Here is a 12,223-nt window from a genome sequence, read left to right as displayed (position 1 = left end):
ATCGAGGGCAGCAATGTCGGCGAAGTGATGAGCAACCTGATCGCCCGCTATGGCGAGCTAAAGCGCCACCTCTACACAGAAGACGGCAAGTTGCGCAATTTCGTCAACGTTTACCTCAATGACGAGGACGTGCGCACGTTGGCCCAAGGCGACAACACGCCGGTGGGAGAACAAGCCGTCATCAGCATCGTTCCTGCTATTGCCGGAGGGCGTTGACCATGTTGAACCTGGACACCAGCCAAGTCAGCCTCTCCCGCGAGGAGATGGAGCGCTTTTCTCGCCACCTTATCCTGCCAGAGGTGGGCCTGGAAGGGCAGAAGCGGCTGAAAGCGGGCAAGGTGCTGTGCATTGGCACCGGCGGGCTGGGCTCGCCCCTGTTGCTGTATTTGGCGGCAGCCGGTGTGGGGCGGATCGGCATCGTCGATTTCGATGTGGTGGATGTGTCGAACCTGCAGCGGCAGGTGATCCACGGCACCTCCTGGGTGGGCAAGCCCAAGGTGGAATCGGCCAAAAACCGCATCCTGGAGATCAACCCCTATTGCCAGGTGGACGTTTACAACACCGCTCTGAAGGCCCACAATGCCCTGGAGCTGTTTGCCAACTACGACGTGATCGTGGATGGCACCGACAACTTCCCCACCCGCTACCTGGTCAACGATGCCTGTGTGCTGACGGGCAAGCCCAATGTCTACGGCTCGATCTTCCGCTTCGAGGGGCAGGCGACGGTTTTCAACTACGAGGATGGGCCCAACTACCGCGATCTCTACCCCGAGCCACCGCCACCGGGGCTGGTTCCCTCCTGTGCCGAGGGGGGCGTGCTGGGGATCCTGCCCGGCATCATCGGCCTGATCCAGGCCACCGAGACGGTGAAAATCCTGCTGGGCATCGGCACGACCCTGAGCGGGCGGCTGCTGCTTTACGATGCTCTAAAAATGAGCTTCCGCGAGCTGAAGCTGCGCAAAAACCCCGCCACTCCCCCCATCACCCAGCTCATCGACTACGAGCAGTTCTGTGGGATCCCGCAAGCCACAGAACAAGCCAGCCAAGCGGAGATCCCCGAGATCAGCGTGGCTGAGCTGAAGGCGCGGATGGATGCTGGCCAAGACTTTGTGTTGGTCGATGTGCGCAACCCCAACGAGTGGGAGATCGGCCGGATCCCTGGCGCTCACCTGATCCCGTTGCCGCAAATCGAAAACGGCGATGGGGTGGAGCAGGTGCGAAAACTCCTCAACGGCTCGGAGCTAATCGTCCACTGCAAGAGCGGGGTGCGCTCGGCCAAGGCCTTGAAGATTCTGCAAGCAGCCGGGATCCAAGGGAAAAACCTGCGCGGGGGGATCCTGGCCTGGGCTGAGGCTTACGATCCCTCCATTCCCAAGTACTAGTTCAAAGCCCTGGCTGTCCCTTGCCCTGCAGTTGAAGGCACAAGCGGCCTGCCGCTGCGCGGAAGCCAGCCCAGTAGCAGTGCGGTCAAGGGCGGCTGTCTGTTTCGGCTTCTCTCCTGCCCTTTGTCCTGCTCTAGCATAGATCTTCGAGGGTTCCTCTCCCTTTTTCGCCTCCCCTTTTCCATGAGTGCCACTTTGCCGGCAGAGACAGAAACCATCTTTCACTCCATCCCCGAAGCCCTGGAGGACCTCAAGTGTGGTCGCATGGTCATCGTGGTCGATGACGAAAACCGGGAAAATGAAGGGGATCTGATCTGTGCTGCCCAGTTTGCCACGCCAGAGGTGATCAACTTCATGGCCACCTATGGGCGGGGCCTTATCTGTCTGGCCATGCAGGGATCCCGCCTCGACGAGCTGAAGATCCCGCTGATGGTGGGGCAAAACACCGACAGCAACCAGACAGCTTTTACCGTCAGCATTGATGCCGGGCCAGAGTTAGGGGTTTCTACAGGCATTTCCGCTGCCGACCGCGCTCGCACCATCCAGGCGGCCATCCATCCCCATACCCGACCGGAAGATCTGCGCCGCCCTGGGCATGTCTTTCCGCTGCGGGCGCGGGAGGGCGGGGTGCTCAAACGGGCCGGCCACACGGAAGCGGCGGTGGATCTGGCCATGTTGGCCGGGCTGTACCCGGCAGGGGTGATCTGCGAGATCCAAAACCCGGATGGCTCGATGGCCCGCCTGCCCCAGTTGATCGAATTTGCCCGTCAGCACAATTTGAAAATTATCACCATCGCCCATCTGATCGAGTACCGCCTGCGCACCGAACGGCTGGTGCACCGGGGGGCTATCGCCACTTTGCCGACGGAGTTTGGCCAGTTTCAGGTCTACGGCTACCGCGACACCCTTAACCAGGTAGAACACCTGGCGCTGGTGAAGGGGGATCCGACCCAATTTGCCGCCAAGCCCGTCCTGGTGCGGGTGCATGTGGAATGCCCCCTGGGGGATGCGCTGGGATCCCTGCGCTGCGACTGTCGCCGCCAATTGACCGCCGCCCTGAAGATGATCGACCACCAGGGCCAGGGGGTGCTGGTGTACCTGCGCCGGCAAGAGCTCAGCCTTATCGAGCAAATCAAGTCCTATGCTCGCCAAGATCTGGGGCTAGCTGAAACTGCGCCGCCAGCAGCGATGGATCTGCGGGATTACGGCATTGGCGCCCAGATCCTACGCGATGTGGGAGTGCGGAAGATGCGCCTGATCAGCAATACCTCTCGCCACATCAGCGGCCTGAAGGGATTTGGCCTGGAAGTGGCCGAGCGGGTGCCCCTACTGCTGGAAGAGGAGGACGTGAATTTGCACTTGAAGCCCTCCTGCCCCCTCAACGGGAAATCCGAGCCGCAACTCTACTCCGGCTTAGGCCTGTAGAGCGTTGTAAGGCCGAGCGCCCCGGTAGAAGAGGGATCGCGCTGAAGGCAGCTCGGCATCGACCCTAGAGACCTCAGCAGCTCGCTCCCAGAAGCGCCAGAAGACTCGCCTGCGGGGGGAGGGAGACGGTGCCGCTGGCTGAGAAGAACCCCCCTGCAACAGTTGCTTCGGCAAAACCGGCACTTCCGATCCCACCCGCGACCACACCTCAAACCTAGGAGGGCGCACCACCACAATGCTGATCAAGGAGCCGCGATCCATCTCGCGGCGGCAACTGGCGATAGCGTCCTGCAGCCGAGCAAAGCTGCGGTTAAAAGCGTAGAAATAATCCTGAAAGCGGATGGCCTCCCAAAACCCTTCCTTTGTCACCGCCACATGGTCGTGGTCGGCGGAGGCGTAGTCGAGGATCACCATACGTGTAAAGACTGATTAGTGATGAATCAAATCAGGATGGTTTTTTACCGTATTTCCACTTAAGCACGACATTGCACAGCCCGTCATCCGCGAAATGGCTTGCTTGCAACAAAAGGAGTTTTCTCGCCCTTGCTGCTCATGGGATCCCGCCCAATTCCTGTTGCAGCTTGGCCATGGCTGCTTCTCCGATGTGAGGGGAAGCACAGACCAGGTTGGGCGTGCGGATCAGGTCGGATCGGGCTTGGCGCACCAGAGCGCGCAGGGTAGAGTAGCTGGCCTCGTCGCAGATGAGGGTGTGGGCGCGGCGAATCAGGGATCCCACCCGTTCCGTATCGGAAATCACCGCTGTCAGCACCAGCAGGTCTGCTCGCAAGCTTTGGACGATCACCTCGGCAACTTCTAGTAGGGCAGTGCTGATGCTCACCAGCCCCAGACAAGCGTGGGAAGGCAATTGGCGGATCAGGGCAATTTCGCGGGCGTAATCCGACACCTCCACCGGGAGCACACGGGCCCCCCGCGGCTGGGCAATGGCCTCGACAGCGCTGAGAAAATAGTGCAGCGTCACCACAGTGCCGGAATGGATCTGATCCAGCACGGCGGCCAGGTCTTCCAACAGCACCAACTGGACCCGGATGCCCAAAGTCTGTTGGATTTGTTGAGCCATGAGTTGTCCTGTGCCCAAGTCTCGGCGGGGCACGCACACCAGCACCTGAGCACTGCAGCGCAGCCGCCAGTCGATCTCGGCCAGCAGCAGATCCCGCACCTGCTCCAGAGAAAAGCCTTGCTGCTGAAGCTGATCGATGCCCTGACGCACCTGCTCCAGCGCCTGTTTGGATCGATCCAGGTTCTTGCTGAGACCGCGAGAACGGTTAACCGCCTGGCGAGCAGTGCCGCTCACGTAAATGCCGGAGGCGGCGCGAGTTTCCACCAGGCCCATGGCCTCCAGTTGGTGGTAAACCTTGTGGATGGTGTTGCGATGCAGGCCCGTCTGCATGGCCAACTGACGGGTGCTGGGCAGGCGACAGCCGGGAGGAAATTGCCCGCAGGCAATGCCAAAACAGAGCAAGTTGAAGAGCTGGACTGAGCCAGGGATCCCGCTCTCCGGCTGAATAGAAATGCGCATCATGGCCTGCTTTTCTCCGTGACGTACTCCCGCACCTATGCTGACGCATAGAGTGCAGGCTTCCCAGTGACTCCTGCCCGATAGCAGGACATTTCCTAAGCTTGAAGAACGGGACGCCCCACCGCTCTGGATTTGATGACCCTCGCCGAGTTGTGATCCCTGCCAATACTCAGCCCACAGTGCGGACAATCGTGCCACCGCTCATGCAGCTTTTTGGGCACATCTCGACCACACCCCGAGCGCTCTTGACTCGTGCCATTTGGATCCCCTGCAATCGTCAACAGCCCAGCTCTTTCAGCCTTGGCTGCCAAGATTTGCAGGAACTCACCCCAACCGGCGTCATGGATAGATTTGGCCAACCTTGTCCTTGCCAGACCTTTGATGTTCAGCGCCTCATGGGCTATATGTCTTGCAAAAGCTGATGAGCAACTTTGTGGTGAAAATCCCGGCGCTGGTTGGCTACTTTTTGATGCGCCTTGCTCAACCTCTTGACCGCTTTCTGGTAGCGGTTTGACCCCTTCTGCTTGCGCGATACAGACCGTTGCAGCCGCTTGAGCCGCTTTTGCGCTTTACGGTAATACTGAGGAACCTCGATAACCTCACCCTCATCGGTGACCAAGAAAGAGCTTAGCCCCAGGTCTATCCCCATCGTGTTTTCCCACGTTGGCGGGTCAGGGCTCCATTCCGGGACAGACGGATCCTGCAGGCTCAAGGTGAAGTACCACCCATCCACCTTGCGGGTGATGGTGGCCGTTTTAATCACGAAGCCGTCCGGCAAAGGACGGTGTTGGATGAGCTTGACCGGCCCAATCTTGGGCAGATGGATAAACTTTCCCCGGATACAGTCCTGCTTCATCTGAGGGAAAGCGATTTTGCTCCCACCCGTTGAACCGTTCTGCCAAGCGATAGTTGTACTGCTTACGCAGCAGCTCCAGCCACTCACCCATCAGGGCGACTTGGCTAGCAGTGGGCCGCAAGCGGTACTGGTAAGCGGTTCTCATGATGAATGCATTGTACCTGTTGAACGCTCCCGCCTCTCATCCCGACTCTGACCGGCCCGCCCCATATATCCCCTCGCCCCCCTATATCCCCCCGTATACGAGGGGACTGGGGGGCTGGGGGGCTGGGATATAGGGGGGTACAGAGCGGGGCTTCCAGGACTACGTCCCGCTAGCGCGAACGGCGGATTAGCTAAAGACAGGGATCGTCTGCCAGAAGAATTGCGCCAACACTTCACAAGGATAGGCACTCGAGAACGGCTCGGGCGCATCTTGTCCAAGCGACGCTGCGGGGGCAGGGATCCCCTCTGTTGCTGCGCCCACCCCCAACCCAATGGCCGACGATCCGGCCTCCGAAGGACAGGGGATCCCGCCCTGGTCTTGTTACAGAAATTTAGAATCGTTACAATAGTTAGCATCTTTGCATTGCAGGTTGCATCTCATGGCACTCACTCAGCAGTTTCCCGTGCTGCTCGTCTCGGTTTTGCGTCACGACAGCGTTCCTCCGCGGTGGTCCCAGTTGGGGTGGACCGTCTTGCGGGTGGTGGCGGGGCTATTCATGATTCACAACGGCCTCGACAAGCTGGCCGATATCGAAGGGTTTGCGGCGGCCTATGTGGAAGTGATCGGCTTGCCGTTCCCCATCTTTTTCTCCTATGTAGCCGCCTACACTGAACTGATCGCAGCTCCCCTGGTGGCCCTGGGCCTGTTCACGCGGCCCGCCGCATTGAGCCTGGTGGCCACGATGGCGGTGGCCATGTTTCACCACATCAAGGTGGCCGGCTTCAGCATTCCTTACCTGGAGCTATCGGCCATCTACGCGGCCATCTTCTTGGCCTTTGCCGTCAATGGCGGCGGTTGGTTCTCTCTGGATCAGCTCTTGGTGAACGGCATTGAGGCGGGGCTGAACCGCTCCAGCCGACAAAAGTTGGAGAGCTTGCAGTCTTCGCTGCAGGCCACCGAGCAGGTGATCGCCCTGGGCGAGCAAGAGGCCGAAGCTGCCCAAACCCCTCGCTCCTAAGCCAACTTCCCAGAGGGAGAGGGGACCGGGGGTGAGGGCTAAAGGCGGCTGGCGGCCCGCTCCATCAGGCGTTGGTGGGTGGAGCGTACCGGCTCTCCCGGCTTGGGCTGTCGCTGTACGTAGGTGCCATCGGGACGCAATTCCCAAGCTTGCCGGTTATCCGTCAGACAGATCTCCAAGATCGCCTTCAGCTCTTGCTGCAACAGGGGATCCTCTACAGGGGTTACCACCTCGACGCGGCGATCCAGGTTGCGGGTCATGTAGTCGGCGCTGCCGATGAAGTACTCTTCCTGGCCGCCGTTGTAGAAGTAGAAGATGCGGGAGTGCTCCAAGAAGCGCCCGATGATGCTGATGACACGGATGCGCTCGCTCAGGCCCGGGATCCCTGGCTTCAGGCAGCACATGCCACGCACAATGAGGTCGATCTCCACCCCTGCCTGGCTGGCCTCGTAGAGCACTTGGATCATGCGCGGGTCGGTGAGGGAGTTGACCTTGACGATGATGCGTCCCCGCTGGCCGGCTTGGGCATGGCGCATCTCTCTCCGGATCAAGGCTTCCATCCCCTGGCGCAGGGTGCGAGGGGCCACCAGCAGCTTGCGGAAGTGCCGTTGCCGCGAATAGCCCGTCAGCAGGTTAAACAATTCTGTTACATCGTTACAGAGAGTCTCATCGCAGGTAAACAGGCCCAAGTCAGTGTAGATGCGGGCGGTCTTGGGGTTGTAGTTGCCGGTGCCGATGTGGACATAGCGGCGCAGGGATCCCCCCTCTTCCCGCACCACCAGCGCCAGTTTGCAGTGGATCTTCAGCCCCGGCAGGCCGTAGGCCACGTGCACCCCAGCTTTTTCCAGCTTCTTGGCCCAGAGGATGTTGTTTTCTTCGTCGAAACGGGCTTTGAGTTCCACCAGGGCGGCCACCTGCTTGCCGTTCTCGGCAGCCTGGATGAGGGATCCCACCACCGAGGAGTCGCCGGAGGTGCGGTAGAGGGTTTGCTTGATGGTGAGCACCTGGGGATCGTTGGCCGCCTCCTCCAAAAACCGTTCCACACTGGCAGCAAAGGAATCGTAGGGGTGGTGCACCAGCAGATCCCCTTCCCGGATGACGGAGAAGATATCCACCGGCTCATCGCTGACCGAGGCAGTACGCAAGCGGGGAGGGGTGACGGGCCCCCAAGGGGGATCTTTTAAATCAGGGCGGTTGAGGTTGAGAAACGCCATCAGCCCCCCCATGTTGAGGAGCCCATCCACCTCGTAAACGGAGTCGGCATCCAGATGCAGCTCTTCGCACAGCCGTTGGCGAATGGCAGAGGGCATCGACTTGGCGATCTCCATGCGCACCACCGAGCCAAAGCGCCGTTTGCGCAGCTCTTCTTGAATGGCTGCCAGCAGATCGTCGGCCTCGTCCTCTTGGATCTCCAGATCGGCGTCGCGAGTGATGCGGAAGGGGTAGTACTCCAGCACTTCCATGCCCACGAACAGGGCCTCCAGGTGATGGGCGATCACCTGATCCAGCGGCACGAAGCTCACCCCGTCCCGCAGCGGCACAAAGCGGGGCAGGGTGTTGGGCACCTTGACGCGGGCAAAGTGTTCCTTGCCGGTCTCCGGATCCCGCACCACCACCGCCAAGCTGAGGCTGAGGTTGGAGATATAGGGAAAAGGATGGCCCGGATCCACCGCCAAGGGGGTGAGCACGGGAAACAGGCGGCGGTCGAAATACTCCCGCAGCTCCTGCCGCTCCGGTTCGGCCAGCTCGGAAAAATCGCGGATGTGAATGCCCTGTTCCGCCAGCTTAGGCACCAGTTCCTGCCGAAAACACTCGTGTAACTTTTGAATCAGGGGGCGCAGGCGATTGGAGATCTGCCGCAACTGCTGCTGCGGTGTGAGGCCATCTGGAGTCAGCACCAACACACCCGTCTCCAACTGACGGCGAATCACCGCCACTCGCACCATGAAGAATTCGTCCAGGTTGCTCTCGAAGATGGCCAGAAACTTCAGCCGCTCCAACAGGGGAGTGCGCTCGTCCAGAGCCTCGTGCAACACTCGGGCGTTGAACTCGATCCAGCTCAGCTCGCGGTTGAAATACTGCTCCGGCAAGGCATAGCCCTCCTGGATGGGCGCAGTGGGGATCCCGGGCTGTCCGGCATCGGGATGGCAGCCTGTCGCGTCGGGGTTGTGGGGCGACAAGGGAGAGTCCGTTTCCTGGGGGCGCGGAGTCATGGTGGCAGAGGTCTGGGTTGTCTCAAACACGTCAACAACGGCTGCAGCCGACCCCATCCTATCCTGCTGGGTTCTGCTTAGACGAAACGGAAGTAGCCACAACAGGCTTGGGCGGACGTTCTGGCAACAGCCCTTGGGAGCGCGTGAGAAGAATCACCTGCAGCAAGATCCCGATCAACAAAATGCGCAAGGGGCCGGCCCGGGTGGCCCATTGGGGCGGCAGACGGTTGGTCAACCATTCGCTGCCCGACCACACGCCCCAAATCACCAGCGCCCCCAGCAGGGCGCCGCGGTTGTTGCCGCTGCCCCCGGCAATCAACATCACCCAGACGATGAAGGTGGCAAACTCCGGCTGGAAGGCTTCCGGGCTGATGAAGTTGACAAAATGGGCATAGAGCGCCCCCGCCAGCCCCATGAGCATGGATCCCAGGACAAATGCCTGCAAACGAAACTGGAGCACATCTTTGCCAGCGGCTAGGGCTGCCGGCTCGTCCTCGCGGATAGCCCGCAGCACCCGTCCCCAAGGAGAGCGATAGGCCCGCTCGCTCAGCCAGTAAACCACCGCCAAGACCAGCAGCACCAAGCCCAAGTACAGCAGCGTATCCTGTCCTGGGATCCAGCCGCGAAAGGGCCGCGGAATGCGGGTGATGCCACGCACGCCGTTGGTCAGCCAGCCCTCGTTTTTCAGGATTTGGCTGATGATCTCGGCAATGCCGATGGTGGCGATGGCCAAGTAGTCGGAGCGCAGCTTGAGGGTGATCAAGCCGATCAAGAAGGCGATCGCCCCGGCGGCGACCACCGCCATGGCAAAGCCCACCCAGAACGGCAGATCGAACCCGCCCAGGTGCTCAGGGGTGGGCAGCGTCGTGGCAATGGCGCTGGCGTAGGCCCCCACAGCAAAAAAGGCCCCCACCCCAATGTTGAACATGCCGGCGTAGCCCCACTGGATATTAAGGCCCAGCACCAGCACGCCGTAGATCCCCACCAAAACCAAAAAGAAAATGGCGTAGCTCAACATCAGGCCCGTCCTCCCAACAGCCCTGTGGGCCGCAAGATCAGCAACAGCACCAGAATGGCAAAGGCCACCCCCGTCTTGTAGGCTGGGCTGAGCACCAAAGTAGAAAACTCCTCCGCCAGGCCAATCACCAGCCCCCCGGCGATGGCCCCGTAAGGGCGACCAATGCCGCCGAGGATGGCTGCAGCGAAAACGGGCAACAGCAGCCGCCAGCCCATGGTGGGGTGCAGCCGCGTATCCAGGCCCAGGAAGATGCCCGCCAGACAGGCCAAAGCCGCCCCGAGGGTCCAGGTCCAGAGAATGATCTGCTCCGTATCGATGCCGGTCACCTTGGCCAAGTCAAAATTGTCGGCCATGGCCCGCATGGCTTTCCCCACCCGCGTGTGCTGCAAAAACAGGTGCAGCGCCACCACCAACAGCGCCGTTCCCACCAGAATCGCTACCCAATCCGGCTTGACGCGCAGCCCCCAAAACTGCCAGGGCAACTGGATGCCGCTGCGGTACACCTGGTTGTTGGGCCCCCAGAGAATCTGCACCAAGCTGCGCAAGATCAGGGCCGTGCCAAAAGAAGAGATCAGCAAAATCACCGGCGCTTCCCGGCGCAGGCGGCGATAGACCAGTTGGTCGATCCCCACCGCACACAGTGCTGTCGCCAAGGCCGCCGGGATCCAGCTCACCTCTAGCGGCCAACCCCAGCCGACAAACGTCAGGGCAAAGTAGGCCCCCAAGGTCATCAGATCCCCGTGGGCAAAGTTGGCAAAGCGCAAAATGCCAAACGTGAGAGACACCCCAATCGCCCCCAAAGCATAGATGCTGCCCAGGACGAGGCCGTAGATGAACAGTTGCAACAGTTGGGTCACACCTGCCCCCCCAATACCCTGCCCTGATGATGCCACAGCGGGATCCCATCCGGCCCAGCGGCAGGGTAAAGCTAGGGTAGGAGAAAGCGCGCAAGAGAGAGAGCCATGCAGCCCAGTTCTTCTCGGATCCTAGGTTGGCTAGTGGTTTTGGCCCTGCTGAGCGCTGCCTGTGGTGGGCCGGAGCCACCCCCGGCCAGGGATCCCGAGGCTCCTTCCGCACCCATCTCCACCCCCCAGTTGATCTACGAAGACATCACCCTCACCCAGGCCAAACCCGATGGTGGCCTGCTCTGGCGCCTCCAGGCTCGCCTGGCCGAATACGAGTCCCCCCCAGAAAATGGCACCACTCCCGTGCAGTTGGGATCCGCCCATTTGCAGTCTATCGAGGGAGAGTTTTTCGACGCAGAGGATCGCGCCATTCGCGTCCGGGCCGAGCGGGGATCCGCCTACCCCGGCGAGCGGCGGCTGGAACTGACGGGCCAGGTGGAGGTGGAATCGGAGCGGGACAACCTGCGCCTGCAGGCAGAGCGGCTGCAGTGGTTGCCGGAACAGCGCCTCCTCGAAGCCGAGGGCCAGGTGCAGGTGGAGCTGTTGGACGGCCGGGGATCTCTGGAGGGGGATCGCTTGCGCATCGACTTTGGCCAAGCCCAGATGCAACTGGAGAATCGGGATCCGAGCCAACCGGTGCGGGCCAAGTATCGGGATCCGGAGCTGGAGCTGGCCGCCCGCCGTTTCTTGTGGGAATTTGGCGCCGGCGAGGTGCAGGCGCTGGGAGCAGTCGAGGTGGATGCCCCCCAGCAAAGGGTGCGCCTCAGCGGCGAGCAGTTGCGGGCTCCGCTGCCCCTAACCGAGCTGCGCCTGCTGGGCAACGTGAAAGCCAAAGCCGTTCGCGTTGGCGGGACGGAGTCCCTGCAAACCGGCCAAGAGTTGCAGGCCCAAGAGATCCGCTGGCGCATCGGCTCCACCCAACTGCAGGCCCTGGGCAATGTGCGCTACCGCCAGCCCGGACAAGCCCTGACCGTGAGCGGCGACAGCGGCATCCTAGACTGGCAGGCCAACACCGCCCGGATCCAGGGCAACAGCCAAACCCAGCTCACTTTGCCCTAGGAGCCGGCGACAAAGGGCCGACAGGAGCATGTCAAGATAGTTTAAGAACCGTGTTGGGTGGGTTGTGGTGAGGAGTTCAGCAATGGCAGAGGCCGCCTTGGGGGAACGCCCCAACATTCTCCCCAACATTCTGTTGATCGTGCTCGATACCCAACGGGCGGATCGCCTTTCCTGCTACTGGTCAGAGGAAGAGCGGGCCCGCCAGGTGCCCACCAGCCCCAACCTGGATCGGCTGGCGGCAGAATCCACCCTCTTCGAGCGGGCCATCGCCCCCGCCCAGTGGACGATCCCCTCCCACGCCTCCCTGTTTACGGGGGAATATCCCAGCACCCACCAGACTGTCCAGGCAGACCTGGAGCTGAGCCCCGCCCTGCCCACCCTGGCGGAGCTGTTGAAACTGGGCGGCTACACCACCGTGGGCTTTTGCAACAACCCCCTGGTCGGGATCCTGAAAAACGGACTGCGGCGCGGCTTTGACACCTTCTACAACTACGGCGGGGCCCTGCCCACCCGCCCCCCCGAAGGCAATCCCTTGCCCACCCCCCTCAACCGCTGGCTGGCCGCCTACACCCAGTTTTGGCGCCGCCTCTCCTACCCGGTGCAAAACGCCTTTGCCCGCTCTGATACTCTCTTCCAACTGGCGCTGCACCCCTGGTTTGCCTCCC

General features: G+C 61.3%; 13 protein-coding genes and 1 pseudogene. 6 read left to right on the top strand and 8 right to left on the bottom strand.

What is annotated here, in order from left to right; genetic code table 11:
* The 3 genes and pseudogenes from NW809_RS06580 to ribB form a co-directional block, all read left to right on the top strand.
* A partial coding sequence (locus NW809_RS06580; RefSeq protein WP_414401765.1) for a MoaD/ThiS family protein occupies positions 1-216 on the top strand: 216 nt, incomplete at its 5' end.
* A gap of 2 nt (positions 217-218) precedes the next feature.
* Positions 219-1,382 carry a molybdopterin-synthase adenylyltransferase MoeB gene (gene moeB, locus NW809_RS06575; protein ID WP_011431266.1) on the top strand — a complete coding sequence of 388 codons (1,164 nt, stop codon included), beginning with the start codon at positions 219-221 and terminating at the stop codon, positions 1,380-1,382.
* Between the two features lie 216 nt (positions 1,383-1,598).
* Positions 1,599-2,741 (top strand): annotated as a pseudogene (ribB, locus tag NW809_RS06570) (3,4-dihydroxy-2-butanone-4-phosphate synthase); the annotation flags it as partial.
* Between the two features lie 54 nt (positions 2,742-2,795).
* On the opposite strand, the gene NW809_RS06565 reads toward ribB, so the two are convergent.
* From NW809_RS06565 to NW809_RS06545, 5 genes are all read right to left on the bottom strand, one after another.
* Positions 2,796-3,221 carry a hypothetical protein gene (locus NW809_RS06565; RefSeq protein WP_011431268.1) on the bottom strand — a complete coding sequence of 142 codons (426 nt, stop codon included), beginning with the start codon at positions 3,219-3,221 and terminating at the stop codon, positions 2,796-2,798.
* A gap of 136 nt (positions 3,222-3,357) precedes the next feature.
* Complete coding sequence (locus tag NW809_RS06560) at positions 3,358-4,347, bottom strand: GntR family transcriptional regulator (RefSeq protein WP_041438581.1); 990 nt, start codon at positions 4,345-4,347, stop codon at positions 3,358-3,360.
* 92 nt (positions 4,348-4,439) lie between these two features.
* On the bottom strand, positions 4,440-4,703 hold the full coding sequence (locus tag NW809_RS06555) for a zinc ribbon domain-containing protein (protein ID WP_414401764.1): 264 nt from the start codon (positions 4,701-4,703) through the stop codon (positions 4,440-4,442).
* A 41-nt stretch (positions 4,704-4,744) separates the two neighbouring features.
* Complete coding sequence (locus NW809_RS06550) at positions 4,745-5,200, bottom strand: RNA-guided endonuclease InsQ/TnpB family protein (RefSeq protein WP_414401763.1); 456 nt, start codon at positions 5,198-5,200, stop codon at positions 4,745-4,747.
* Entirely contained in the window at positions 5,100-5,345 is a 246-nt protein-coding gene (locus tag NW809_RS06545) for a helix-turn-helix domain-containing protein (protein ID WP_228375326.1), read from the bottom strand. The genes NW809_RS06550 and NW809_RS06545 overlap by 101 nt, the downstream gene beginning before the upstream one ends.
* A 439-nt stretch (positions 5,346-5,784) precedes the next feature.
* Here NW809_RS06545 and NW809_RS06540 point away from each other — a divergent pair, with 439 nt between their 5' ends.
* The gene (locus NW809_RS06540; protein ID WP_041438584.1) at positions 5,785-6,363 is read left to right on the top strand and encodes a DoxX family protein; all 579 of its coding nucleotides are present in this window, start codon (positions 5,785-5,787) and stop codon (positions 6,361-6,363) included.
* A 38-nt stretch (positions 6,364-6,401) separates the two neighbouring features.
* Here NW809_RS06540 and NW809_RS06535 read toward each other — a convergent pair whose 3' ends face one another.
* From NW809_RS06535 to NW809_RS06525, 3 genes are read right to left on the bottom strand one after another with little or no spacing between them, the layout of a single operon-like run.
* On the bottom strand, positions 6,402-8,633 hold the full coding sequence (locus NW809_RS06535; RefSeq protein ID WP_240527329.1) for an RNA degradosome polyphosphate kinase: 2,232 nt from the start codon (positions 8,631-8,633) through the stop codon (positions 6,402-6,404).
* Position 8,634: 1 nt separating this feature from the next.
* Entirely contained in the window at positions 8,635-9,594 is a 960-nt protein-coding gene (locus tag NW809_RS06530) for a branched-chain amino acid ABC transporter permease (RefSeq protein WP_414401762.1), read from the bottom strand.
* Positions 9,594-10,451, bottom strand: coding sequence for a branched-chain amino acid ABC transporter permease (locus tag NW809_RS06525; protein ID WP_414401761.1), 858 nt, complete (start codon positions 10,449-10,451; stop codon positions 9,594-9,596). Before NW809_RS06525 ends, NW809_RS06530 begins: the two co-directional genes overlap by 1 nt.
* A gap of 105 nt (positions 10,452-10,556) precedes the next feature.
* Here NW809_RS06525 and lptC point away from each other — a divergent pair, with 105 nt between their 5' ends.
* Together lptC and NW809_RS06515 are read left to right on the top strand one after the other, a co-directional pair.
* Positions 10,557-11,558 (top strand): LPS export ABC transporter periplasmic protein LptC, encoded by a 1,002-nt coding sequence (gene lptC, locus NW809_RS06520; protein WP_011431274.1) that lies wholly within the window; start codon positions 10,557-10,559, stop codon positions 11,556-11,558.
* Between the two features lie 82 nt (positions 11,559-11,640).
* Positions 11,641-12,223 (top strand): sulfatase-like hydrolase/transferase (locus NW809_RS06515; RefSeq protein WP_414401760.1); only part of this gene is annotated, 583 nt, incomplete at its 3' end.

The sequence above is a fragment of the Synechococcus sp. WC101 genome (assembly GCF_047461555.1).
In the GTDB taxonomy this organism is placed as follows: Bacteria; Cyanobacteriota; Cyanobacteriia; order Thermostichales; family Thermostichaceae; genus Thermostichus.
Note: the sequence above shows the minus strand (reverse complement) of the source record. Positions and strands in the feature narration are given on the sequence as shown.